Source organism: Mycobacterium senriense (assembly GCF_019668465.1).
GTDB classification, from domain to species: Bacteria; Actinomycetota; Actinomycetes; order Mycobacteriales; family Mycobacteriaceae; genus Mycobacterium; species Mycobacterium senriense.
The window spans coordinates 1294951-1320339 of sequence record NZ_AP024828.1 but is presented as its reverse complement, the minus strand read 5'-3'; the positions used below and the strand labels follow the sequence as shown (position 1 = coordinate 1320339).

21 protein-coding genes and 2 pseudogenes are annotated in these 25389 nt (G+C 68.4%); 13 read left to right on the top strand and 10 right to left on the bottom strand.

Translation table 11 applies throughout. From position 1 onward, the window contains the following. Positions 1-16: 16 nt before the first annotated feature. Positions 17-718 carry a YoaK family protein gene (locus MTY59_RS06285; RefSeq protein WP_221044907.1) on the top strand — a complete coding sequence of 234 codons (702 nt, stop codon included), beginning with the start codon at positions 17-19 and terminating at the stop codon, positions 716-718. Here MTY59_RS06285 and MTY59_RS06280 read toward each other — a convergent pair. From MTY59_RS06280 to MTY59_RS06265, 4 genes are all read right to left on the bottom strand, one after another. Continuing rightward, complete coding sequence (locus MTY59_RS06280; protein WP_221046284.1) at positions 711-1811, bottom strand: phosphodiester glycosidase family protein; 1101 nt, start codon at positions 1809-1811, stop codon at positions 711-713. The genes MTY59_RS06285 and MTY59_RS06280 overlap by 8 nt on opposite strands. Before the next feature lie 87 nt (positions 1812-1898). Beyond that, positions 1899-3371 carry a YhgE/Pip domain-containing protein gene (locus MTY59_RS06275; RefSeq protein ID WP_221044906.1) on the bottom strand — a complete coding sequence of 491 codons (1473 nt, stop codon included), beginning with the start codon at positions 3369-3371 and terminating at the stop codon, positions 1899-1901. A 74-nt stretch (positions 3372-3445) separates the two neighbouring features. Further along, a complete protein-coding gene (locus MTY59_RS06270; RefSeq protein WP_221044905.1) occupies positions 3446-4171 on the bottom strand; it encodes a pirin family protein in 726 nt (241 codons plus the stop codon). A gap of 25 nt (positions 4172-4196) precedes the next feature. After that, positions 4197-5021 (bottom strand): IclR family transcriptional regulator, encoded by an 825-nt coding sequence (locus MTY59_RS06265; protein WP_415823297.1) that lies wholly within the window; start codon positions 5019-5021, stop codon positions 4197-4199. 127 nt (positions 5022-5148) lie between these two features. On the opposite strand from MTY59_RS06265, the gene MTY59_RS06260 reads away from it, so the two are divergent. After that, the gene (locus MTY59_RS06260) at positions 5149-6282 is read left to right on the top strand and encodes an NAD(P)H-dependent amine dehydrogenase family protein (protein WP_221044903.1); all 1134 of its coding nucleotides are present in this window, start codon (positions 5149-5151) and stop codon (positions 6280-6282) included. Here the strand turns inward: MTY59_RS06260 and MTY59_RS06255 are convergent. Together MTY59_RS06255 and MTY59_RS06250 are read right to left on the bottom strand one after the other, a co-directional pair. Further along, complete coding sequence (locus MTY59_RS06255; RefSeq protein ID WP_221044902.1) at positions 6279-7688, bottom strand: alpha/beta hydrolase domain-containing protein; 1410 nt, start codon at positions 7686-7688, stop codon at positions 6279-6281. The genes MTY59_RS06260 and MTY59_RS06255 overlap by 4 nt on opposite strands. Positions 7689-7701: 13 nt before the next feature. Beyond that, positions 7702-8836: pseudogene (locus MTY59_RS06250) on the bottom strand (sigma-70 family RNA polymerase sigma factor). On the opposite strand from MTY59_RS06250, the gene MTY59_RS06245 reads away from it, so the two are divergent. From MTY59_RS06245 to MTY59_RS06230, 4 genes are all read left to right on the top strand, one after another. Then, the gene (locus tag MTY59_RS06245) at positions 8829-9623 is read left to right on the top strand and encodes an alpha/beta hydrolase (protein ID WP_250160848.1); all 795 of its coding nucleotides are present in this window, start codon (positions 8829-8831) and stop codon (positions 9621-9623) included. The pseudogene MTY59_RS06250 and the gene MTY59_RS06245 overlap by 8 nt on opposite strands. Before the next feature lie 66 nt (positions 9624-9689). After that, positions 9690-10439 carry a DUF2786 domain-containing protein gene (locus tag MTY59_RS06240; RefSeq protein WP_221044899.1) on the top strand — a complete coding sequence of 250 codons (750 nt, stop codon included), beginning with the start codon at positions 9690-9692 and terminating at the stop codon, positions 10437-10439. Then, entirely contained in the window at positions 10436-10948 is a 513-nt protein-coding gene (locus MTY59_RS06235; protein WP_221044898.1) for a TIGR04338 family metallohydrolase, read from the top strand. The genes MTY59_RS06240 and MTY59_RS06235 overlap by 4 nt, the downstream gene beginning before the upstream one ends. Before the next feature lie 44 nt (positions 10949-10992). After that, on the top strand, positions 10993-13068 hold the full coding sequence (locus MTY59_RS06230) for a beta-glucosidase (RefSeq protein ID WP_221046283.1): 2076 nt from the start codon (positions 10993-10995) through the stop codon (positions 13066-13068). Between the two features lie 42 nt (positions 13069-13110). On the opposite strand, the gene mymT is transcribed toward MTY59_RS06230, so the two are convergent. Beyond that, the gene (gene mymT / locus MTY59_RS06225) at positions 13111-13257 is read right to left on the bottom strand and encodes a copper-binding metallothionein MymT (RefSeq protein WP_075233985.1); all 147 of its coding nucleotides are present in this window, start codon (positions 13255-13257) and stop codon (positions 13111-13113) included. A gap of 158 nt (positions 13258-13415) precedes the next feature. On the opposite strand from mymT, the gene MTY59_RS06220 reads away from it, so the two are divergent. Continuing rightward, positions 13416-14069, top strand: a complete 654-nt coding sequence (locus MTY59_RS06220) for an O-methyltransferase (protein ID WP_221044897.1) — start codon at positions 13416-13418, stop codon at positions 14067-14069. A 3-nt stretch (positions 14070-14072) separates the two neighbouring features. On the opposite strand, the gene MTY59_RS06215 is transcribed toward MTY59_RS06220, so the two are convergent. Beyond that, entirely contained in the window at positions 14073-15056 is a 984-nt protein-coding gene (locus MTY59_RS06215) for a nitronate monooxygenase (RefSeq protein WP_221044896.1), read from the bottom strand. A 162-nt stretch (positions 15057-15218) separates the two neighbouring features. Between MTY59_RS06215 and MTY59_RS06210 the strand changes: the two genes are divergently transcribed. Continuing rightward, a complete protein-coding gene (locus tag MTY59_RS06210) occupies positions 15219-15659 on the top strand; it encodes an SPW repeat protein (RefSeq protein ID WP_221044895.1) in 441 nt (146 codons plus the stop codon). 70 nt (positions 15660-15729) lie between these two features. Here MTY59_RS06210 and ilvD read toward each other — a convergent pair whose 3' ends face one another. Beyond that, a complete protein-coding gene (gene ilvD, locus MTY59_RS06205; protein ID WP_221044894.1) occupies positions 15730-17442 on the bottom strand; it encodes a dihydroxy-acid dehydratase in 1713 nt (570 codons plus the stop codon). Between the two features lie 117 nt (positions 17443-17559). On the opposite strand from ilvD, the gene ricR reads away from it, so the two are divergent. From ricR to MTY59_RS06180, 5 genes and pseudogenes are all read left to right on the top strand, one after another. Next, entirely contained in the window at positions 17560-17862 is a 303-nt protein-coding gene (ricR, locus tag MTY59_RS06200) for a copper-sensing transcriptional repressor RicR (protein ID WP_085291181.1), read from the top strand. A 146-nt stretch (positions 17863-18008) separates the two neighbouring features. Continuing rightward, a complete protein-coding gene (locus MTY59_RS06195; protein WP_221044893.1) occupies positions 18009-19262 on the top strand; it encodes an MFS transporter in 1254 nt (417 codons plus the stop codon). A gap of 95 nt (positions 19263-19357) precedes the next feature. Next, a pseudogene (locus MTY59_RS06190) lies at positions 19358-20400 on the top strand (L,D-transpeptidase). A 168-nt stretch (positions 20401-20568) separates the two neighbouring features. Further along, positions 20569-21171 (top strand): TetR/AcrR family transcriptional regulator, encoded by a 603-nt coding sequence (locus MTY59_RS06185; protein WP_221044892.1) that lies wholly within the window; start codon positions 20569-20571, stop codon positions 21169-21171. Then, entirely contained in the window at positions 21161-23410 is a 2250-nt protein-coding gene (locus MTY59_RS06180) for a molybdopterin-dependent oxidoreductase (protein ID WP_221044891.1), read from the top strand. The genes MTY59_RS06185 and MTY59_RS06180 overlap by 11 nt, the downstream gene beginning before the upstream one ends. On the opposite strand, the gene MTY59_RS06175 is transcribed toward MTY59_RS06180, so the two are convergent. Then, complete coding sequence (locus MTY59_RS06175) at positions 23394-25382, bottom strand: M13 family metallopeptidase (RefSeq protein ID WP_221044890.1); 1989 nt, start codon at positions 25380-25382, stop codon at positions 23394-23396. The two genes, MTY59_RS06180 and MTY59_RS06175, sit on opposite strands and share 17 nt — an antisense overlap. Between the last annotated feature and the right edge of the window lie 7 nt (positions 25383-25389).

The window sequence follows — 25389 nt, the reverse complement described above, 5'->3', positions numbered from 1 at the left end:
AAATATACTGCACCGCATGGCTGTCACGTCACCGGTATCGCAACGATGGACCGTAGCGGCGTTGCTGCTGTTGACCTTCGCCACCGGCTTGGCCGACTCGATCAGCATCCTGGCACTCGGCCACGTGTTCGTCGCCAACATGACCGGCAACGTGGTCTTCCTGGGGTTCTGGCTGGCCCCGAGCACCACCATCGACCTGACCGCCGTCGCGGTGGCCCTGCCGACCTTCATCTGCACGACGATCGTCAGCGGCCGCCTGTCACGCTACTTCGGCATGCGCACGCGACCGTGGATCACCACGGTGCTGGCAACCGAGATCGTCCTGCTGGTGGCGCTGGCCATCCTGGCGGGCTCGGGAGTGCTGCGCTACCAAGGGAATTCCAAGCTGATCATGATCGGCATCCTGGCGGTGACCTTCGGCCTACAACATTCGAGTGCGCGCCAGTTCGGCATCCAGGAGCTGTCCACCACGGTGCTGACGTCGACGATCGTCAGCCTCGGACTGGACAGCCGCCTGGCCGGCGGCGCCGGCGAACGCCAGGGGCTGCGCATCGGCGTGGTCGCCACCATGTGCGCCGGCGCCTTTTTGGGCGCGACGATGTCGAGATACGTGATCGCCCCGGTGTTCGTGGTCGCCGCGGCGGTGATAGCTGCGAGCCTGTTGATCTTCCGGTGGGGTCCGGCGGCGACGAAAAGCGCTGCGGCGGTGGCTAGTTAAACGCCAGCCAGCTAGGCAGAGCCCGCTCGTGTGAATCGCAGAGCACCTGGCGGGTGTCACACGAGCCGCGCGGTGATCCCGCGCCGGCCCACATGCCGCCGGTGTCGCGGCGCAGCACGATCGCCGACGAGCCGCCACCGTCGAGCAGCACGGCGTTATCGCTACCCAGGCCGCGGAACAGGTCCTGCATGTTGTCCGGGGTGTAGTTGCCGCCCTCGAAGACGTACATCTCGTCCTTTTGCCTGGCGTAGGCCAGCGCCGTTCGGGCCGCGCTGGGCCCGCCGTCGTGTAGCTGTCCGGTGTTGCCGGGCGCCAACAATCCGATGCCCGAGACGGCGACGAACTTCTCGTTCTTGTTGAGCAGGTCGGCGACCACCGGGGTGGCGGCGTCATAGTCGCTCTTTGTCTTGGGCCACACCACATATGGGGCACCACCGGACGGCAGGATCATGGTGGACAGGGCGCTCCAGCTTTCGCCGCCACCGGACAGGCCCTGCTTGCCGGGGTAGGCGACGGTGCCGGTGACCGCCTGGTTGGCGCGACCCTGGCCCTGGGTGTTGTCGACGAAGGCGCCCAGCGGTGAGCTGCACCCGGTCTGGCGCCACGAGCCGCCCTTTTGGCCGCGGACGTCGAAGAAGTTGGCGTTGATCGCGATGGTCGGCTGGCCCATCCGCTGCCAGGCCTGCAGCGGGGCGTACAGCTCCGAGGCCTGCCAGAGTCCCTCGGCGGTGCGCGCGCCGGGGTTGTTCTCGCAACGGGCCTGATCGCCCTGGTGCGTGTCGACCAGGAGGTGCGGCGACAGGCGTCCCGCCGCGTTCTTGATGATCATCAGGTGGCCGCCGTTGTTCATCTCGTACCAGCTGCCACCGGCGTTGAGCATCGGTGCGGGATGGCCGGGGCCGAAGTTGTAGACCAGGTAGGAACCGCGGGTGCTGCCGATGGCGTTGGCCAGCAGATCGCGTCCGTCGGCGGCCCGGGCGAGGGGTTGTCCGGACGTGACGGCCAGGGTGAAGCAGGCAACGACGGCGGCGCAGCACGCCGCCAGCCGGCGGAAGCTGGCGCGTCGGGTCAGCACGATAGCCCTTTCCGCCAGGTACTAATGCAACAGGAACATCATCAGTACCATAAGTCACACTGTCAACAAAAATAACGACGCGGTGACGGTCAGGCTACGCGCGAATTAAGCTTGCTCGCTTGAACTTTCAGGCTTGGCGGCGGCGGGCTGGGCCGGCTCCGCGGCGGGTTCGGCCGGCTCCACGACGGCCGGCTCCGGACCGGCCAGCTCGCTGTTGGCGACCGGGTTGGCGTCCGGTTCCGCGTGCTTGCTGCGGCGGGTTTGGTGCTGCGCCTGGTGCTCCTGGGCGATAGCCAACTCGACCGCCCCCTGAATCCGGTGAAAACCCTTGCGGTCGTACAGGTGTGTGACAATGCCACCGAGCAGCAAGCCGATCACGAGGCCGATCGTCGTCATGGTCACCGCCTGCGTCAGGCCCGCGTCGCCACGGCCGCCGAAGTACAGCAGCGACCGGGTCCCGAGGAAGACCTGGTGCATCGGCTCGAATTCGGCCAGCCAGCGAAAGAACGACGGCGTCGCCTCGAGCGGCACCGTGGCGCCGGCCGAGGGCAGCCCGAGGATCACGAAGATCAGCAGGCTGACCAGCATTCCAGCTGTGCCCAGCACCGAGAGCAGGGAACTGGACGTGATGCCGACGGCGGCGATCGCGAAGACGCCGAACGCCCACAGCTGCCAGCTGTGATCGATGGGCATGCCCAGTCCGTCGGCGATCGCCAGGTACACCGCCGAGGTCAGCAATCCCAGCAGCACCATCATGGCCCACTTCAGCAGCAGCGTCTGAAATCTGGAGATCCTGACCTGCTCGGCGAACCGGTACACCGGGCCGAATTCGGCCGGCACATAACCGAGCAACGCGTCGACCAGCGTGCTGACCACGATGCTGCCGGTGAAGCCGGCCAGCAGCAGCAAGAGCGCGTAATAGAAGGCCGACAGCCCGTTGCCGGTGCCGTTGGGCAGCGGGTTGTAGACGTTCGACTGAATATCGATCGGCGCGCTCAGGCCCACCTGGGCCGCACCGGCCAGCGGCGCACCGCGGGTTTGCGCGGCCACCTCGGCCATAACCTGTTGCCCGGCTATGCCGTTCGCGATTCCCATCGCCGTGTTGAGGGTCTGGCCGGCGATGCTCGCCCCCAGGGTGCCGGCCCGCGGATTGATGGAGACCGTGATCGATGGCCGGTCCGCGCGGGCCGGCAGCACCGCACCGGTGGCGAAGTCCCGCAGCTTCGACGAGAAGCTCGGCGGTATCAGCACCTGGCCGTACACCCGGCCGGCGTCCAGTTGGTGCCGGGCCTCGCTACGGGAGAGCACGCGGACATCGAACTTGTTCTTGTCCAGCCCGTTGACCAGCCGGTCGACGATCTGTGCGCCCCCGGGCCCGGCATCCTCGTTCACCACCGCGATGGGGAAATGACGCAGGTTGGTCGTCGGATTCAGGATGCCGCCGAGGTAGAGCGCGCACAACGCCGCCATCAGCGCCACGGTGATGACCAGGGGTGCCGCCCAGAACCGCAGGGTGCGGATCGCCTCGATGTTGCGGCCGGGGTTGGGCGCCGCGTGCTGCGGTTGCGAGTGAGGCATGCCGACTCCTGTCTGTCGTGCCCACTCTATGGGCTGCGGCGCCGACCCTCTATGGGGCGCGGCCCGCGATGGCCTCACTCACCCAGCTTCGCGTGCATCTCCCAGATCAGCAGTTCCGACGGCTCGCCCGCCGACACGCGCCGGCCGTCCGCGTCGGTGAATCGCACAGCATCGCCCTCGTTCACCGCGCCGAGTCCTTCGACGTTGACCCGGCCCCGGGCCACGAAAAGGTGCAGGTAGGGAGCCCGCGGAAGGCTGACCGCGGCGCCAGCCGGCAACCGGGTCGCGTGTAGCGCGGCATTGCGGTTGTGCAGCGTGATCGCGGTATCGTGCGCGGACATCCCTGACGCGATCGTCACAAGGTTGCCTGCCAGCTGCCGGTCGTCGATCTCGTGCTGTTGGTAACTCGGCTGCACCCCGGCCTCGTCGGGCACCACCCACATCTGCACGAAATTAACCGGCTCACTAAGGGACTCATTTCGCTCGGAGTGCAGGATTCCGCTGCCGGCCGACATGCGTTGCGCCAGGCCGGGATAGATCACCCCGCGGTTGCCGGCGGAATCATGGTGCGACAGTTCCCCGCGCAGCACCCAGGTCACGATCTCCATGTCCCGGTGTGGGTGGGTGTCGAATCCCGTTCCGGGCGAGACGATGTCGTCGTTGTTCACCAGCAGCAGCCCGAAGTGGGTGTTGTCCGGGTCGTAATGGTCGCCGAAGGAGAAAGAGTGCCGGGAGGTCAGCCAGGGGGTACTGGTGACCGCCCGGGTTGCCGCATCCCTGAGCTCCGCGGTGGCCGGCATCAGCCCAGCCTAATCCCCGGCCGCATCAGGGCAGCGTCGCGGCGAGCAGGCCCTGGGCGTGCCGCAGCGCGGCGTCGAGTTCCGGCAGGGTCAGCGCGGTGGCGTGGCTCAGGTGAATCTCGATTTGGTACTCGGGCTGGCCGTCATGGGCGAATATCGGCAGGACGACGAATTCCGTTGTGGCTAATTCCGTTTCGAGGACATCGGTGACCGACTGCAGGGCCACCATCGTCATCAGCCTGGTGAGCTGGTGGGTGACCTGTGCCGTCGGCTCCAGCGAGGCCAGCACGTCGACCAGCCGGGTGTGCAGCGACCGGTGAGTGTCGTCGAACCGCCAGGCGCCGTAGCCGCGGGCGCGGATACTCGCCAGTACCCGCTGGTGCTCGGCGATTTCGCCACGCGTAAGCCTGGGCGTCACGCGGCGCAACCACGCCTCGACGGAGTCGTCGTCGCGCCAGGCCATGGCGACCAGGCCGAACGGCGGGTCGATGGGGAAGCGTTGCCCCACGGCGTGCTCGCCGTCGGGGCCGTGGCCAACCGCATCGACGGTGGTCAGATGCCGTGCGCCGATCCTGGACATCGAGCAACCCGCGCCGAGCTTGTCGTGCAAGAAGCGCAGCGCGTCACGCCCGCGGTCCAGCAGCGGGAACTGGTCGCGCAGCCCGTGGACCAGCCCGAACAATCCGCTGCCCAGGACGTAGCGGCGATTGCCGCGGCGCGCCACCCAGGCCCGTCGCTCCAGTTCGGCCAGCACCAGGGCACAGGTCGAGGTGCTGATCGCGCAGCGCTTGGCCAGCTCGGCCGAGGTGAGGCCGAACTTCGAATTCGCCAGGGCGGCAAGGACGTCCATCACCCGCGCGGTTGGCGGTGACTTGGCACCCGATTCGTCTGGCGTCTCGGCCATTGACGTTTCCACGCCACCTCCCTACGATCCGTCCAAAATACAATAATATCCGTCCTAATATTAGGAGATAATCGTGTTCAAGGTGGGGGTGTGGGGTCCGGGATCCATGGGTGTGATCGCCCTGCGTGGGGTCATCGACCATCCGGAGCTTGAACTGGTTGACGTCGTGGTGCACAGCGACGCGAAGGCCGGCCGCGACGCCGGGGAGTTGTGCGGCATAGGGCCGGTCGGCGTGGTAGCCACCCAGGACTCGGCGGCGCTGCTCGCCGGCGACGCCGACGTGGTGGTGTATGCCGCCGGCGCCAATTTACGGCCGCTTGATGCCACGGCCGACATGGTCTCGATCCTGCGGTCCGGCAAGAACGTGGTGTCCTGCTCGATCGTGCCGCTGGTCTTTCCCGACGGGCTCGACGCCGCCTTCACCGGCTCGCTGCGGCAGGCCGCGCTCGACGGGGGCGTGTCGTTCTTCACGACCGGCATCGACTCCGGGTTCGCCAATGACGTGCTGCCGCTGGTGCTTACCGGCGTCTCCCGGGCGGTCGAGTCGGTGCGGGTAACTGAGATGTTCAACTACGCGACCTATCCGGACCGTGCTGCGGTGTATGAGATCCTCGGCTTCGGCAAGCCGCCGGAGTATCAGGCATTCGCGGCGCAGCCCGGAATTTTCACCTTCGCTTGGGGACCCGTCCTGCACCAGCTCGCCGCGGGTTTGGGCGTCAAGGTCGACAGCATCGAGGAGAGCAACGAGCGGATTGCCGCCACCGAGTCCTTCGACACCCCCACCGGTCACATCGGCGCCGGAACCATCGCCGCGATGCGCTCCACGCTCACCGGTTATGTCGACGGGAAGCCGACTTTCGTGGTCGACCACGTGACGCGGATGCGCGACGACATCGCGCCCGACTGGCCGCAGCCGCACATCTCGATCCCGCCGAAGGACCTCGGCTACGGGCTGGCCTCCGGGCAGGGCCTCTACCGCGTGGAGATCGAGGGATCCCCGAGTATGCGGTGCGAATTCGAGATGGCCGAAGACCACGACCACGACCTGGGGGCGCGCATCGCGGGCGCCTCGCGCATGGTGAACGCGATCCCGGCGGTGTGCGCGGCCCCGCCCGGTCTGCTGTCGGCACTGGACCTGCCGATGGTCACCGGGGCCGGATTGCTCCGCCCGGTCCAGGGGCCCCCGCCGGACAGCCGGCTGTTCTAAGGCCGCCCGCCGGGATATATCGCGGCGGCAAGCTGCAGGATCTCGGCGCGGTCGGCCGGCAGGATGAACCCGGCACCGATCGCCGCGTCGAGGGCCCCGGTGAAGCTTTCCAGGTACTGGGTGCTGCCACCGGGATAGAGCCGCTGAATCGTGTTGGCGTCGAACAGCTCTCCTGAGCCGAAGATAGCCGACATGATGCTCTCTTCGCCGCCCAGGCCCGACGTCCTGGCGATCGGCACGTCCACCCACGGCGTCCTGATGCCGCCCCGGGCGATGCCGTTGCCGTCCGGAACAGGTTGTGGCAGAGAGCTTTCACGGACCTCGAGCGAGTCGGCCCTCGGCGCCGGTTCGCCGGTGGCCACCCAGTTGTTCAGCGCGGCGAGCGCCGCCTGCACCACATAGTGGTGCTGCGGGCCAAAGTTGATATTGTGCGCGAGTTCCTGGCCCATCAACGTGTTGGTCGGCGTGTAGCCGGCCACGATGGCCTCGAGCGGTGCCGAGCCGCTGTCGATGAACGCCACCTGGATCGTGTAGTTGTCGGCGTGGGCCGCACCGGCGATCTCCCAGACCCGCAGCCGGTCATTGTCGGGCTGCCTGGCGAAGTAGTAGCCCTCGCGTGGTCCGCCGAAAACGTCGGTCTCGGTGATGACGGTGAGCAACGGGACACGTAGTTCCGGCCGGAACGTAACTGCCGGCGTCGCAGGGGATTCCTCGAAGATCGAGCTGCCGTCCAGCGGAGCGGCCGGGCCGAACCGGGAGTGGACCAGGAATCCGTCGTAGTGCGGGGACAGCGGATCGACGGCGTTGACGTAGGTGGTGAGGAACATCGCGGACTGGGATTCGCCCACTGCGATGACGCGCTGCGCGGGCAGGTCGCGCAGGATCGCGCCGTGTTCGCCACCTTTGATGAGCGCGCCGATCTGGGAGAAGATGTCGTAAGAGAACGCGTCGCCCGGGTGGTGCAGGCCCGCGTACCGTTGCGAATCTTGGCTTTTCAGCGACATATCCGCGCCGAGCAGGCTCTCGCCGCCCTCGACCCCCACTCGCTGGGCCGACACCGCGACGTAGGCGTAACCGGAGCGCAGGATTTCGCGATGCGCCATCATCCACACCGCGGCGGCGTCGATGCCGCCGCTCACGTTGAGCCATTCGACCAGCACCGTGCCGTTGAACCGGGCCGGGTCGGCTGGCGTCAGCGCCACGATGCGGGTGGTGTAATCGGCCGAGCCCGAGGGGGTTACGTCCCAACGGCCATCGGGGCCCAGCCCGCCCACCGGGGCGTAGCAGCAGGCCGTGCCGGAGACGAAGAACTCCTCGACGACGTAGCCCACGTCGGCCAGGTCGAAAGCGCTCAGCAGCAGCGCCGGCTTGCCGGGGACGGGCGTCACCTGGGTGGTGTTCGTCATGAAAGCAACCTTCTCAACTCTGGCCCGCGGACAGCGAACCGGGCAGCCCGAACTTCGTGAACAAGCTGTTGTCGAGGAAGGCCACCACGTGGGACACCTTGCCGCCCTGCACATCCAGCACGTGCAGCTGAAAGGGCACGTGCGCCTCGCCGGCGCGCATGTACATCGCCGCGGCCAGCTGTCCGTTGGCGATCAGCGGCAGCATGCGCATGTCCCCGCTGCCCTCCGCCGGGCACTGCTGATGAATGAGGGTGACGATGGCGCCCGCGCCCTGATACCAGCCGGTGTACGGCGGCATCTCCCAGATCGCCTCGGCGGTGAACAGGTCGACCAGCCGATCGATGTCGTAGGTTTCGAACGCGGCGATGTAGCGCGCCAGCAGGTCCTGGGCCTCGGCCGAATCCGGCTGCAGCAGTGGGTCTTCGGAGCTGGGCCCGGCGGCCTCGAGCTGGGATCGGGCCCGCTGCAGCAGGCTGTTGACGGCGGCGGTGGTGGTGCCGACCGCGTCGGCGACCTCGGCGGAGCGCCAGCCCAACACGTCGCGCAGCAGCAGCACCGCCCGCTGCCGGGGCGGGAGGTATTGCAGCGCAGCAACAAACGCCAACCGCACCGACTCCCGCGACCCGACGACGACTGACGGGTCGGCGGGATGCTCGGTCAGCTCCGGTAGCGGTTCCAGCCACGGCACCTCGCGTCGCTCCACCAGCTCGGCGGTCGGGTCCGAACTCGGACCGCCCAGGCCCACCGGCAACGGCCTGCGCTGGCGGCCCTCCAGCGCGGTCAGGCAGGTGTTGGTGGCGATGCGGTGCAGCCAGGTCCGCATCGAGGACTTGCCTTCGAAACGGTCGTAGGCCTTCCAGGCCCGCAGCAGGGTCTCCTGCACCAGGTCCTCCGCGTCGTGCAGGGATCCGGTCATTCGGTAGCAGTGGGCCAGCAGTTCGCGCCGATACGGTTCGGCGTGCGCCGAGAAATCCGCGCCGGCCGCGGGGTCACCTTCAGAGTTCTGCGCGAGAAGGCTCATTCGCATGAGCCTACGCAGTGTCTGCCAACACGTCCCGCATCAGCAGCCATTACGCTGCCGGTAATGACTAGGACCTCCGAGTGAACCGCACCGAACGCAGTTTCGACGGGTTCGGCGGTGTGCGCATCGTCTACGACGTCTGGACACCCGACACCGCACCGCGGGCGGTCCTGGTGCTGTCACACGGTCTCGGGGAGTACGCCCGCCGCTACGACCACGTCGCCAAGCGCTTCGGTGAGGCGGGGCTGGTCACATATGCGCTGGACCATCGCGGCCACGGCCGCTCCGGCGGTAAGCGGGTGCTGGTGCGCGACATCCACGAGTACACCGCCGACTTCGACACCCTGGTCGGCATCGCCACCCGGGAACACCACGGGCTCAAGTGCATCGTGCTGGGGCACAGCATGGGCGGCGGCATCGTCTTCGCCTACGGCGTCGAACGTCCGGACAACTACGACCTGATGGTGCTGTCGGGGCCCGCGGTGGCGGCCCAGGATCAGGTGTCGCCGCTGCTGGCGCTGGCCGCCAAGGTGCTCGGTGCCGTGGTGCCCGGGCTGCCGGCCCAAGACCTCGACGTCGATGCCATCTCCCGGGACCCCGCGGTGGTGGCCGCCTACAAAGACGATCCGCTGGTGTACCACGGCAAGATGCCCGCCGGCATCGGGCGGGCGTTGCTGCAGGTCGGCGAGACCATGCCGCAGCGGGCACCGGCCCTGACGGCACCGCTGCTGGTGGTGCACGGCGAGCAGGACCGGCTGATCTCCGTCGCGGGCAGCCGTCGCCTGGTCGAGTGTGTCGGGTCCACCGACGTCGAGTTGAAGGTCTACGCGGGGCTCTACCACGAGGTTTTCAACGAGCCCGAGCGCGAACAGGTGCTCGATGACGTGGTCGCCTGGATCACCGCCCGGCTGTGAGGGGGGGCGTGTCGGCCGGCTCCCGTACTTTGGCCACAGAGCCACGCGATGGGGAGGAGCGGCGCTATGACTGACGACAAGATGCTGGCGCGCATCGCTGCATTGCTGCGTCAGGCCGAGGGCACCGACAACACCCACGAAGCCGACGCGTTCATGTCCGCCGCGCAGCGGCTCGCGACGGCCGCCTCCATCGATCTCGCGGTGGCGCGCTCGCATTCCGCCCAGCGGACGGCGGCGCAGACTCCGACGCAGCGCACCATCACCATCGGGGAGGCGGGCACCAAGGGGTTGCGCACGTATGTGCAGCTGTTCGTGCTGATCGCCGCGGCCAACGACGTGCGCTGCGACGTCGCCTCGAATTCGACGTTCGTGTACGCCTACGGGTTCGTCGAGGACATCGACGCCAGCCACGCGTTGTACGCCAGCCTGGTTGTGCAGATGGTCCGCGCGTCGGACGCCTACCTCGCCTCGGGCGCGCATCGTCCCACGCCGACGATCACCGCGCGGCTCAACTTTCAGCTGGCGTTCGGCGCGCGCGTCGGCCACCGGCTGACCGAGGCCCGCGATCAGGCGCGGCAGGAGGCCACCAAAGACCATCGACGATCGCCAGGCACCGCTATCGCGTTGCGGGACAAGGAGATCGAGCTGGTGGACTACTATCGCGGTGCGTCGAAGGCGCGCGGCACCTGGCAGGCCAGCCGCGCGTCGGCCGGATATTCCTCGGCCGCGCGGCGCGCCGGCGATCGGGCCGGCAAGCGGGCGCGGCTCGGCAACAGCCCCGAACTTCCCGGGGCGCGGAGCGCGCTGAGCGGGTGACCGCGGGGAACTCCCCACGCCGGGATTCTCAACGCTCCAAGGTGTATGCGGCCGAGGAGTTCGTCCGGACGCTTTTCGACCGCGCCGCCCAGCACGGCTCGCAGGTGGTGGAGTTCTTCGGTACCCAGCTGACGTTGCCGCCCGAGGGCCGATTCGGTTCGGTGGCCTCCGCGCAGCGCTACGTGGACGACGTGCTGGCGCTTCCGGCGGTGCGGCAACGCTGGCCGGATCTGACGCCGCTGCGGGTGCGGGGACGGCGCGCGGCCAGCGCCGCGCACTACGAAAACCACGACGGCACTGGCGTTATCGCGGTTCCCGACCGGGACACCGCCGACTGGGCGCTGCGCGAGCTGGTGATGCTGCACGAGGTGGCGCATCATTTGTGCCAGGCCGACCCGCCGCACGGCCCCGAGTTCATTGCGACGATCTGTGAGCTGACGGAGCTGGTGATGGGACCGGAACTGGGGCACGTGCTGCGCGTGGTCTACGCCAAGGAGGGCGTCCGGTGAACCCCGCCGACCCCGACGCCCGGGCGCGTGAGGTCGAAGCTCAAATGACCGACGACGAGCGGTTTGCGTTGCTGGTCTCGGTGATGGGGGCCGGCGACATGTGGCCCGTGCGCGACGAACGCATCCCCGCGGACGCGCCGATGAGTGCGGGATACGTACCGGGGGTTCCCCGTCTCGGTGTCCCCGCATTGCTGATGAGCGATGCCGGCCTGGGTGTCACCAATCCCGGGTTCCGCGTTGGCGATACCGCCACCGCACTGCCCGCCGGCCTGGCGCTGGCCGCCAGCTTCAATCCGTCGCTTGCCCGGGCCGCGGGCGAGGTGATCGGCCGCGAGGCGCGCAGCCGCGGGTTCAACGTGCAGCTGGCCGGTGCGATGAACTTGGTCCGCGACCCGCGCAACGGCCGCAATTTCGAATATTATTCCGAGGACCCGCTTTTGACCGCGACGATGGCCGCCGAGTCGGTCGAGGGCATTCAACGCCAGGGCGTCATCTCGACGGTCAAGCACTACTCGCTGAACTGCAACGAAACCAATCGGCATTTCCTGGACGCGGTCATCGATCCCGACGCGCACCGCGAATCCGACCTGTTGGCCTTCGAATTGGCGATCGAGCGCTCGCGGCCCGGCGCCGTGATGACCGCCTACAACAAGGTCAACGGCGACTACGCCGCCGCGAACGCCGTCTTGATCAACGACGTGCTGAAGGGCGCGTGGGGTTATCGCGGCTGGGTCATGTCGGATTGGGGCGCCACGCCGAGCTGGCAGTGCGCGCTGGCCGGCCTCGATCAGGAGTGCGGGGCTCAGATCGACGCGCTGCTGTGGCAGGCCGAGTCCTTCGGTGCACCGCTGCGCGACGCGTACGCCGACGGCAGGCTGTCCGCGGAGCGCCTGTCGGACATGGTTCGCCGGATCCTGCGATCCATGTTCGCCGTCGGCGTCGGCAGCGGCGGCGCGGCACCGAAACCGGACCTGGCCTTGCACAACGAGATCGCGCTGGAGATAACGCGGCAGGGAACGGTGCTGTTGACCAACCGCGGTCTGTTGCCATTGGCGCCCGGGTCGAGCCCACGCATCGCCGTCATCGGCGGGTACGCGCACGTGGGTGTGCCGGCCGGATACGGCTCGAGCACCGTCGTCCCGCCGGGCGGATACGCGGGTGTGGTGCCCATCGGCGGCTCGGGACTGGAGGCCGGGATGCGCAATCTGTACCTGCTGCCGTCGAGTCCGCTGGAGGAGTTACGAAAACTCCTCCCGCAGGCCCAGATCGAGTTCGACCCCGGCGTCAGTCCGGCCGGGGCGGTGCGGGCGGCGCGCACGGCCGACATCGCGATAGTGTTCGCGGTCCGCGCGGAGGGCGAGGGTTTCGACATCGGCGACCTCTCGCTGCCGTGGGGTCAGGACGAGCTGATCGCGGCGGTCGCGGTCGCCAACCCCAACACCGTGGTGGTGCTGCAGACCGGCAATCCGGTATCGATGCCCTGGCGCGATGCGGTGAATGCCATTGTGCAGGCGTGGTTTCCGGGCCAGGACGGCGGCCGGGCCGTCGCGGAGATCCTTACCGGGACGGTGAATCCCTCGGGCCGGCTGCCGATCACTTTTCCAGTCGACCTCGCCCAGACGCCGCGCCCGCAGCTGCCCGGCGCCGGCGAACCGTGGGGGACACCCACCACGATCGACTACGCCGAGGGAGCCGACGTCGGCTACCGCTGGTACGCCCGGCGCGGCCATGACCCGATGTTCGCCTTCGGTCACGGGTTGTCCTACACCAGGTTTGACTACCGCGACCTGGTGGTCAGCGGCGGGGAAACCATCAGGGCCAGTTTCAGCGTCGTCAACGGCGGCGACCGCGCCGGGGCCGACGTACCGCAGCTGTACCTGACGGCCGCCGCCGGTGAACCGTGTTTACGGCTGCTGGGATTCGAGCGGGTGGATCTCGCGCCCGGTGCGACTCAGCGGGTGACCGTCGAGGCGGACCCGCGACTGCTCGCCCGCTATGACGGCCGCGCCAAGAGTTGGCGGATCCGCCCGGGCGCCTATACGGCCGCGGTGGGCACGTCGGCGATCGAGATGCGGCTGGAAGCCGCGGTCGAGCTGACCGGTCGTACGTTCGGGCGATAGGTCACCGGGGACTACGCCCGAACGCACGACCGGCCCGGCGGTTTACTTGACGGGGGTCAGCTCGTCGCCGCACGTGCAGCGGTACGGCTCACCCGAACCCGAGCAGTGGCAGGGGACCTCGATGCGGACGCGACAGCCGCAGCCTTCGTGACCGCACGTCAGCTCGGTCCCGGCCTCGTAAGTTGCCATTCAACTCACCCTTTTCCTGTTCTGGTGATTCTTGCGGTGCGGGTCGACCGCACCATCACTATATACCCCCCATGGGTATACGTAAACGGGCGCGACCGGTTCGATACCACCCCGGGCCGTCCGTGTCGACGCGGCGGGGCGCGGCTAGCGTGGGCGCCATGACCGAGAACCCAACCCCCAAAGACGTCGACGCATTCTTGGACAGCACAGTGGTGGACGGCGACCCGTCGTTGAGCGCGGCCCTCGAGGCCAGCGACGCGGCCGGGTTGCCGTCGATCGCGGTGTCGGTGCAGCAAGGAAAGTTCCTGAGCCTGCTCGCCGGTGCCATCGGTGCGCGCAACATCCTCGAGCTCGGCACGCTGGGGGGTTTCAGCACCATCTGGCTGGCGCGCGGCGCCGGGCCGCAAGGACGGGTCGTGACGTTGGAATACGAGCCCAAGCACGCCGAGGTGGCGCGTGCCAACCTGGAGCGGGCCGGTGTCGCCGATCGGGTGGAGGTGATCGTCGGAGCCGCACTGGATACGCTGCCGACGGTGACCGGTCCGTTCGATCTGATCTTCATCGACGCCGACAAGGAGAACTATCCCGCGTACCTGGAGTGGGCGGTGCGCCTGGCCCGCCCCGGCGCGGTCATCGTGGCGGACAACGTGATTCGGGAGGGCCAGATTCTTGAGCCCGAGTCCAACGCCCAAGCGCAGGCGGTGCGCCAGACGCTGCAGGCGATGGGTGAGCACCCGCGGCTGGACACCGCGGTACTTCAAACGGTGGGTGCCAAACGCTGGGACGGCTTCGCGTTCGCGTTGGTGCGGTAGGCCTCAGCGAGGGGCGAGGTCGGCGACGGCCTGCTCGGCGGAGGTCAGTTCGCCGATTCGCAAAGCGGTTTCGCCCGCGTACAGGGCCGCACTGTCCAGCCAGGAGTCGGGCACGCCGGCCACCGGCGCCAGCGGGGTGAAGAACGGGAGGGCGGGTGACTGCAGGCGCATCAGCGGTCCCGCGTCGAAATAGCCCAGTACCGACAGCGGGCGGCTGGCCGCGTTCAGGGCGGCGGGCAGCGCCTTGGCCTTGCCGTTTTGGTGGCACCACCGGCGGGTGGCCGCGTTGGGAACGACGCGGTGGCGCAGCGGCCAGCTCAGGCCGAACAGGTTGGTTTCGATTGTCTTGTCCGCCCGCAGAATTCGTTGCTGGTACGCGCGGTTCGCGTTGGCCTCGTGGGTCAACAGGAATCGCGTGCCGGCGATGACACCGCTGGCGCCGGCGTCCAGCGCGGCGCGCGTGTCGGCGCCGGTGGCGATCCCGCCGGCCACGAACACCGGACGGCCGGCGGCCGCGGCGAGGGCGCGCGGCAGAAAGTCCAGCGCCGCCACCGTTCCCACCAGATGGCCACCGGCCTCGCGTCCCTGGGCGATCAAGCCGTCGGCACCCGCGGCGATCGCGGCACGCGCCTGCGCGTCGGTGCCCACCATCACCAAAACGAAGATCCCCGCATCGCGCAGGTGTGCGACCAGCCCCCGCTTTTCCCCGAACGCCACCACGACGGCGTCCACCCGCGCGTCGACACAGACCGCGACGTGCCGGCGATGAACGAAGGGCACCAATAGGTTTACCGCGACCGCCCGGCCCGGCGCCTGCGCGCGTACCCGCTCGATCGACCTTCGTAGTCGCTGGGGCGTGTCGATGCCCAGCGTGCCCAGTCCGCCCGCCCGGGCGACCGCGCCCGCCAGTGCCGCGCCCGCCAGTCCGCCGCCCATCCCGGCCTGCCCGACCGGAACATCGAGCCGCAACCGGTCCGCGATGTCCATGACCCAAGACGCTACGCGCGTTGTCCATCCGGCCAGCTCGGGCGGCCCTGCCGGGGCAACGATTTTCGTTGCTGGCCAACGGCGTGCGGGCGTAATCTTGACGGTAGATGGATGGGTGCGACAACGCTCAAAAGGCTTGCCGCATAACAGAAAGGTCACAAAATGAGTACAGTCCATTCATCAATCGATCACCACCCCGATTTGTTGGCTCTGCGTGCGCGTTACGAGCGCGTGGCCGAGTCGATGAGCGCGCATGTCACGTTCGGTCTGGCCCTGCTGACGGGCCTGTACGTGGCCGCTTCGCCGTGGATCGTCGGATTCAGCGGCACGGCATCGCTTGCCACGTCCGACCTGATCGTCGGGATCGCGGCGGCGTTCCTGGCCTACGGGTTCGCGACGACGCTCGATCGCGCGCACGGCATGACCTGGACGCTGCCGGTGCTGGGGCTGTGGGTCATCGTCTCGACGTGGATCCTGCCGGGCGTCGTGATGACCACCGGCATGACCTGGTCGAATGTCGTTGCGGGTGCGTTGTTGGCGTTCCTGGGCTTCAACGCGACCTACTTCGGCATGCGCACCCGCGCGACGGACACCCACACCTGATCGCCAACTCGGTTAGGTCGCAAGGCAGTTCGCCCGCCCCGAACCCCATCGGGCCGGCCCGGGACGGCGATCAGCCGCAGACCGCGCCGATGGCGGCCGAGCTGACCAGCTTCACGTACTTGGCCAGCACGCCGGTCTTGTAGCGCGGCTCCGGCGGGGTGAAATCCTTGCGCCGAACCTCGAATTCGGCCGGATCGGTCAGCACGTCGAGCACATGGTTGGCCACGTCCAGGCGGATCCGGTCACCGTCGCGCAGGAACGCGATCGGTCCGGCGTCGACCGCCTCGGGCGCGATGTGGCCGACGCACAGGCCGGTCGTCCCGCCGGAGAAGCGGCCGTCGGTGAGCAGCAGCACGTCTTTGCCCAGACCGGCGCCCTTGATGGCCCCCGTGATGGCCAGCATTTCGCGCATGCCGGGGCCGCCCTTGGGTCCTTCGTAGCGGATCACCACCGCGTCGCCCTTGGTGATGGTGCCGTCCTCCAAAGCGTCCAGTGCGGCCCGCTCGCCGTCGAAAACCCTTGCGGTGCCCTCGAACACGTCGGAATCGAATCCCGCCGACTTGACCACCGCACCCTCGGGCGCCAGCGATCCGCGCAGGATGGTGATCCCGCCGGTCGGGTGAATGGGATTGCTCAGCGCGCGCAGCACCTTGCCGTCCGGGTCGGGCGGGGCGATCGCGGCCAGGTTCTCGGCCACCGTCGCACCGGTCACCGTCAGGCAGTCGCCGCGCAGCAGCCCGGCGTCCAGCAGCGCCTTCATCACCACCGGCACGCCGCCGATGTGGTCGACGTGGGACATGACGTGGCGGCCGAACGGCTTGACGTCGGCCAGGTGCGGGACCTTCGACCCGATCCGGCTGAAATCGTCGAGCGACAGCGCGACGCCGGCCTCGTGGGCGATGGCCAGCAGGTGCAGCACCGCGTTGGTCGAGCCGCCGAACGCCATCACCACGGCGATCGCGTTCTCGAACGCCTCCTTGGTGAGGATGTCGCGGGCCGTGATGCCGCGCCGCAGCAGTTCGACGACGGCCGCACCGCTGCGCCGCGCGAACCCGTCGCGGCGGCGGTCGGTCGCCGGCGGCGCCGCGCTGCCCGGCAACGACATCCCGAGCGCCTCGGCGGCGCTGGCCATCGTGTTGGCCGTGTACATGCCGCCGCACGCGCCCTCGCCGGGACAGATCGCGCGCTCGATGGCGTCGACGTCTTCGCGCGGCATCAGACCCCGGGCGCAGGCGCCCACCGCCTCGAACGCGTCGATGATGGTGACCTCGCGCTCGGTGCCGTCGGACAGCTTGGCGACCCCGGGCAGGATCGAGCCCGCGTAGAGGAACACCGAGGCCAGGTCCAGCCGGGCGGCGGCCATCAGCATGCCGGGCAGCGACTTGTCGCAGCCGGCCAGCAGCACCGAGCCGTCCAGGCGTTCGGCCTGCATCACCGTCTCGACGCTGTCGGCGATCACCTCGCGCGACACCAGCGAGAAGTGCATCCCCTCGTGGCCCATCGAGATGCCGTCGGACACCGAGATGGTGCCGAACTCCAGCGGGTAACCGCCGGCCGAGAACACGCCCTCCTTGACCGCTTTGGCGAGCCGGTCCAGCGAGAGGTTGCACGGCGTGATCTCGTTCCACGACGACGCGACGCCGATCTGCGGCTTGGCGAAGTCCTCGTCGCCCATGCCTACGGCCCGCAGCATGCCCCGGGCGGCGGCCTTCTCCAGGCCGTCGGTGACGTCACGACTACGCGGCTTGATGTCGGCGGTTCCGGCCGAATCGGTGGTGGGCATCGTTCAAGTATGCGCTGGCCAGTCGCGATGCCAATTTCCGGGGTGATACCCCGACGGGGTATAAGCTGGAGTTCGGCGTGATGCCGCCGCAGGGCGGGCGATTGGCAGGGGAGACAGATGACGAACGACCACGGGTACTCGCAGCAGAAGGACAACTACGCCAAACGGCTGCGGCGCATCGAGGGCCAGGTGCGGGGCATCGCACGGATGATCGAGGAGGACAAGTACTGCATCGACGTCCTCACGCAGGTCAGCGCGGTCAACAGCGCGCTGCGTTCGGTCGCCTTGAACCTGCTCGACGAGCACCTGAGCCACTGCGTCACCCGCGCGGTTGCCGAGGAGGGGCCGGAGGCCCCGGAAAGGGCCCAAGCCAAGCTTGCCGAAGCCTCCGCCGCGATCGCACGCCTGGTTCGTTCCTGATTTCGTTCTTCATCGGTGATGTAGTTGAGACCGGTGTCCCGGCCCTGATTCAGGGGGAGGCGTAGTTGCGGTCCGTACGGTAAGGCAGTGTGATCGCATTAGGCGCGACAACCCAGGAGATGGGTAGTCCGGCCGATACAGACGCCATGACTGCCGAAACCAACGCCGCCGCGCGAACGTGGACTCCACGCATCGCGGCTCAGTTGGCTGTGCTGGCCGCCGCGGCCTTCACCTACGTCACCGCCGAGATTCTGCCGGTCGGCGCGCTGCCGGCCATCGCCCGCGACCTGCACGTCAGCCTGTTTGCGGTGGGAACGCTGTTGACCTGGTACGCCTTCGTGGCGGCCCTGACGACGTTTCCGCTGGTGCGCTGGACGGCGCATTGGCCGCGGCGCCGCACGCTCATGCTCAGCCTGACCTGCCTCACCGCCTCGCAGGTCATCTCGGCGCTGGCGCCCAGTTTCTCGGTGCTGGCCGCCGGGCGCGTGCTCTGCGCGGTCACCCACGGCCTGCTGTGGGCGGTCATCGCGCCGATCGCGACCCGGCTGGTGCCGCCGAGCCATGCCGGACGCGCCACCATGTCGATCTACGTCGGCACCAGCCTCGCGCTGGTGGTGGGCAGCCCGCTGACCGCCGCGCTGAGCCTGATGTGGGGCTGGCGCCTGGCCGTCGTCTGCGTCACCGTCGCGGCCGCCGTCGTCACCCTCGCAGCCCGGCTGATGCTGCCGGAGATGATGCTCACCGAGAACCAGCTCGCCCACGTCGGTCCGCGGTCACGACACCACCGCAACCCGCGGCTGATCCTGGTGAGCGTGCTGGCGATGATCGCGGTCACCGGCCACTTCGTGTCCTACACCTACATCGTCGAGCTGATCCGCAACGTCCTGGGCGTGCGCGGGCCGAACCTCGCCTTCGTGCTGGCCGCCTACGGGCTGGCCGGCCTGCTGTCGTTGCCGCTGGTGGCGCGGCCGCTGGACCACCGGCCCAAGGGCGCCATCATCCTGTGCATCACGGGCCTGACGTCGGCCTTCGTGGTGCTGACCGGGCTGGCACTGGGTGGTAGGACGGGCGTGGCCACCGCGCTGATCGGGACCGCCGCCATCGTGCTGTGGGGGGCGATGGCCACGGCGGTCTCCCCGATGATGCAATCCGCGGCGATGCGCAACGGGGCCGACGACCCCGACGGGGCGTCGGGGCTCTACGTGACCGCTTTCCAGGTCGGCATCATGGCCGGCTCGCTGGCCGGCGGCCTGTTCTACGAGCGCAGCGTCACGATGATGCTGACCGCTTCGGCAGCCCTGATGGCCGTCGCGCTCATCGGGATCGTGGCCAACCGGCGGATGCTCGACGTTGCTCCGACAAGCTCACCCGATTCATATCCGCCCAGATCAGCCCGGTAATCGGCGCCCTTTCCGGGCGCGGGCAACCGGCGGTGACGGTAGCTGGCGCGGCCCCTATGCCACACTGTGTCGAGAACACGAGTGGAGGTATGCATATGTCGGGCTGGACGAGGGCCGGTACCAAGAAGGGCCTCTTCGCCACTCTGAACGCCGCCGGCTTGGCGTCCGTCATGGGCTTGGTGCTGGTGCTGAGTGCGGCTCCCGCGCTGGCGGATCCGGACCCGGCGCCCGCTGACCCTGGCGCGGTCGCGGCCCCCGCCCGGACCGCCGCCGCCACCCGACCCGCTGGCGCCCCCCGCCGCCGCCCGACCCGCTGGCGGCCCCGCCGCCGCCCAACCCGCTGGCACCGCCGCCCTGGCTTCCCCCGGGTGCGCAGCCCGCCGCGGCCCCGGCCGATGGGCAGAACAACACGCCGTTCACCGGCACGGCCCCGTTCGGGCCGCCGTCGTTCGTCCCCAAGGGCGGCTCGACCGTGGGTGTGGCCCAGCCGATCATCATCAACTTCCCCGGAACGGTCGAGAACGCCGACGCGGCGATCGGCGCCGTGCACGTCTCGTCGGTCCCGCCGGTGCCGGGCAAGTTCTACTGGATGACCCCGACCCAGCTGCGCTGGCGCCCAATCAATTACTGGCCCGCGCACACCGCGGTAACCGTCGACGCCGGCGGTACCGTGTCCACCTTTCAGACCGGCGACTCGCTGATCGCCACGGCCGACGACGCGACTCATCAGCTGACCGTCACCCGCAACGGCACCGTGGAGAAGACCTTCCCGATGTCGATGGGCATGACGTCGGGCAATCACCAAACCCCCAACGGCATCTATTACGTGCAGGACAAGAAGGCGTCGGTGGTGATGGACTCCTCGACCTACGGGGTGCCGGTCAACTCGACCTACGGCTACAAGGTGACGGTGGAGGACGCGGTCCGCTTCGACAACGTCGGCGACTACGTGCACAGCGCGCCGTGGTCGGTGGATGACCAGGGCAAGCGCGACGTCAGCCACGGGTGCATCAACATCAGCCCCGCCAACGCCAAGTGGTTCTTCGACAACTTCGGTCCGGGCGACCCGATCGTGGTGAAGAACTCCAGCGGGGGCAACTACAAGAAGAACGACGGGTCCGCCGACTGGCTGAACTGACCCGCATTACTCACGCAGAATCGCCCATTTCCTCTCGGGGATGGGCGATTTCGCGTCGGTGAGCCCCTCGAGGCGCTGAGCGACCGTGCGATCCGCGAAAAGGGGGCTTTCGCTTGCCGGTCGATTATATATAGCATCATACATAACGAGAAGAGCCGAGGAGCTGCGATGCGTGGTCCACGCGAGCGGATGGTCGTTTCTGCCGCGCTGCTGATTCGGGAGCGCGGGGCGCGCGCCACCGCGATCTCCGATGTGCTCGAGCACAGCGGTGCGCCCCGCGGATCGGCCTACCACTACTTTCCCGGCGGTCGCACCCAGCTGCTCTGCGAGGCCGTCGACTACGCCGGCGAGCACGTCGCCGCCGTCATCACCGGCGCCGACGACGGCCGGCAACTGCTGGACACGTTGATCGACAAGTACCGTCGCCAGCTCCTCGACAGCGACTTTCGCGCGGGCTGCCCCATCGTGGCCGTCTCGGTTGAAGCGGGCGAGCACCACGACGCCGAACGCATGGTGATCGAACGCGCCGCGGCGGTCTTCGACCGATGGACGGACCTGATCGCCGCACGGTTCATCGCCGACGGGATTGCGCCGGAGCGGGCGCGTGAATTGGCGGTGATGGCCACCACCTCGCTCGAGGGTGCGATCGTGCTCGCGCGGGTGCGACGCGACCTGATGCCCCTCGACGTCGTCCATCGCCAGCTGCGCGACCTGCTGGCGGCGGCGTCGTCTGGTCAGGCGCTCGGAAAGGAAACCCACGATGACCGGTGAATGGCAATCCAGCGCGTGCATCCTGTGTGAATGCAACTGCGGCATCGTCGTCCAGGTCGAAGACCGCCGGCTGACCCGCATCCGCGGTGATAAGGCGCACCCGGCCTCGCAGGGCTATACCTGCAATAAGGCGTTGCGGCTGGACCACTATCAGAACAGCGGCGCCCGGCTGACCTCCCCGCTGCGCCGCCGCGCCGACGGCAGCTACGAGGAGATCGATTGGGACACGGCGATCGTCGAGATCGCCGAGGGTTTCAAACACATTCGCGACAGCTACGGCGGCGACAAGATCTTCTACTACGGCGGCGGCGGTCAGGGCAACCACCTGGGCGGGGCATACAGCGGCGCCTTCTTGAAGGCATTGGGGTCGCGCTACCGCTCGAATGCGCTGGCGCAGGAGAAGACCGGCGAGGCCTGGGTGGACGGGCACCTCTACGGAGGTCACACCAGGGGTGAATTCGAGCACGCCGAGGTCGCGGTGTTCGTCGGGAAGAACCCGTGGATGTCGCAGAGTTTTCCGCGAGCCAGGGTGGTGCTCAACGAGATCGCCAAGGATCCGGCCCGCGCGATGATCGTCATCGATCCGGTGGTCACCGACACCGCCAAGATGTCCGACTTCCACCTGCGGGTGCGACCCGGCACCGACGCATGGTGCCTGGCCGCACTGGCCGCCATCCTCGTCCAGGAAAACCTGTGCAACGAAACCTTTCTCGGCGAGCACGTGCGCGGCGCGGATGCCGTCCGGGCCGCGCTGCGCGAGGTTCCGGTGGCCGACTACGCCGCGCATTGCGGGGTCGACCAGGAGTTGCTGCGCGCCGCCGCGTGGCGCATCGGCACGGCCGCCAGCGTCTCGGTGTTCGAAGACCTCGGCGTGCAACAGGCGCCCAACAGCACGCTGTGCTCCTACCTGAACAAGTTGTTGTGGATCCTGACCGGCAATTTCGCGAAAAAAGGCGGGCAGCACCTACATTCGTCGTTCGCCCCGCTGTTCGGCCAGTTCTCCGGGCGCACACCGGTCACCGGCGCCCCGATCATCTCAGGGCTGGTGCCCAGCAACGTGGTGCCCGAGGAAATCCTGACCGACCACCCGGATCGCTTCCGGGCCATGATCGTGGAAAGTAGCAATCCCGCACACTCGCTGGCCAACTCGGCCGCCTGCCGGGAGGCCTTTCGAGCCCTGGAACTGATGGTGGTCATCGACGTCGCGATGACCGAGACCGCCAGGCTAGCCCACTATGTGCTGCCCGCGGCGTCCCAATTCGAGAAGCCGGAAGCCACCTTCTTCAATCTGGAATTCCCGCACAACACCTTTCATCTGCGCCGCCCATTGATGGCGCCCCTGCCGGGAACCCTGGCCGAGCCCGAAATCTGGGCACGGCTGGTGCGGGCGCTCGGCGTCCTGGACGACGCGGATTTGCGACCACTACACGAAGCCGCACGAAACGGTCGGCAGGCCTACACCGAGGCGTTCCTCGGTGCCATGGCCAATCCGAGCGTGGCGCAACTACTTCCGTACGTGCTGTACGAAACACTCGGGCCGACCCTACCGGAAGGGTTACGCGGTGCGGCCGCCCTGTGGGGCCTTGCCCAAAAGACCGCCATGGGTTATCCGGACGCGGTGCGGCGCGCCGGACACGCCGACGGCAACGCCCTGTTCGACGCGATCCTGGACACCCCGTCGGGCGTGACGTTCACCGTGCACAACTACGAGGACGACTTCACGCTGATCAGCCACTCCGACCACAAGATCGCGCTCGAAATCCCGTCGATGCTGGACGAATTGAAGACGCTGTCCCGGGTTCCGCCCCAGCTCACCACGCCGGAATTTCCGATCGTGCTGTCGGTGGGGGAGCGGCGCGCCTACACCGCCAACGACATCTTCCGCGACCCGACCTGGCGCAAACGCGACGCCGAGGGCGCGCTGCGGATCAGCGTCGAGGATGCCCAGACCCTCGGACTCGTCGCGGGAGACCGGGCGCGCATCAGCACCGCGGCCGGGAGCGCCGAGGCCACCATCGAGATCACCGAGACGATGATGGCCGGGCATGCCGCCCTGCCCAACGGTTTTGGGCTCGATTACGTCGACGGCGAGGGACGCACCGTCACCCCCGGTGTCGCCCCGAACGTGCTCACCTCGACCGAGTGGCGCGATCCTTACGCCGGCACGCCGTGGCACAAGCACGTGCCCGCACGCATCGAGCCCGCCCCCTTGGCCAGCGGCGTCAGTTCCAGATCTTGACCCGGCGGTCCGGTTCCAAGAACAGCGCACCGGAGTCGGCACCGTCGAAGGCGTCGTAGAACGCGTCCATGTTGCGCAGCACGCCGTTGCAGCGGAACTCCGGGGGCGAATGCGGATCCACCGCCAGGCGCCGGATAACCTCCGCGTCACGGGATTTGGTGCGCCACACCTGGGCCCAGCCGTAGAACACCCGCTGCACACCGGTGAGGCCGTCGATCACCGGGGCGGGCTGGCCGTTCAGCGACAACTGGTAGGCCAGCAGCGCGATCGACAAGCCGCCCAGGTCGCCGATGTTCTCCCCGACGGTGAATGCGCCGTTGACGTGATGGTCACCGGCCAGGCCGCGCGGCGTGTAGGCGTCGTACTGCTCGATGAGAGCCTTTGTGCGGGCGCCGAATTCGGTCCGATCGGCGTCGGTCCACCAGTCGACCAGGTTGCCGTCGCCGTCGTACTTGGCGCCCTGGTCGTCGAAGCCGTGGCCGATCTCATGGCCGATCACCGCGCCGATGCCGCCGTAGTTGGCCGCGTCGTCGGCCTCGGCGTCGAAGAACGGCGGCTGCAAAATTGCTGCCGGGAAGACGATTTCGTTCATCCCCGGGTTGTAGTAGGCGTTGACCGTCTGCGGCGTCATGAACCACTCGTCTTTGTCCACCGGCCCGCCGAGCTTGGCCAGCTCACGGTCGTGGTTGACCGCGTAGCCGCGCTGGTAGTTGCCGTACAGGTCGTCGCGGTCGATCACCAGCGAGGAGTAGTCCCGCCACTTGGACGGGTAGCCGACCTTGGCGGTGAACTTCTCCAGCTTGGTCAGCGCCCGTTCCCGGGTCTGCGGTGTCATCCAGTCCAGGTCGCTGATGCTCATCCGGTACGCCGCACGTAGGTTCGCGACCAGCTCGTCGATGTGGGCCTTCGCTTCGGGCGGGAAATGACGCTGCACATACAGCTTTCCGACGGCGTCGCCCATCAGGTTCTCCACCAGCGACACCGCGCGCTTCCACCGGTCCCGGATCTGCTCGGTGCCGGTCAGCCGCCGGCCGTAGAAGTCGAAGTCCGCGGACACCAGCTCGTCGGTCAGCAGGGCGGCCCGCGCGCGGATCAGTCGCCACCGCGCCCAGCTCTTCCACACCTCGAGGTCCTCGCTGCGCCACAACTCGGCGAAGGTGCGCAGGTAATCCGGTTGGCACACAATCACTTCCGCGAGGGCATCGGGGTCAGCGCCGAGCCCGCCGGCCCAGCCGGCCCAGTCGAAGCCCACCGACTCGTCGCGAAGCTCGGCGAACGTGCGCAGGTTGTAGGTGAGGTCGGCGTCGCGGCGCTTGACCACATCCCAATGCGCCTCGGCCAGCCGGGTCTCCAGCGCGACGATGCGGTCGGCGGTCTGGACGTGGTCGGCCGGCTCCCCGCCGAACACCAGGCCGAACATCCGCGCGATGTGCGCGGGATAGGCCTCCAGCACCTCGGCGTGCCGCTCCTCGCGGTAGTAGGACTCGTCGGGCAGCCCTAGCCCGGACTGGGTGAAGTGCACCAGATAGCGGGCCGAGTTCTTGGCGTCGGTGTCCACGTACACCCCGACGCCGCCGCCCGCGCCGGTGCGCTGCAGCGCACCGATGGCGCGGGCCAGCGCGTCGGCGTCGGCGGCATCGTCGATCACCGTCATCTCGTCCAGCAGCGGCCGCACGCCGCGGCGCTGCACGGTGTCCTCGTCCAGGAAGCTGGCGTACAGGTCGCCGATGCGCTGCGCGTCGTCGTCAGCAGCGCCCGAACCCTGCCGGCTGGCCTCCACGATCAGGTCGCGCACCTGTTCTTCGGCGCGGTCATAGAGCTGGCGGAAGGCGCCGTCGGTGGCCCGGTCCGCCGGTATCTCGTATTCGGCCAGCCAGCGGCCGTTGACGTGACCGAACAGGTCGTCTTGGGGGCGGATGCTTTCGTCGACAAAGCTCAGGTCGATGCCCGAGCGGATGGCCGTATTCGTCACCCCGCCA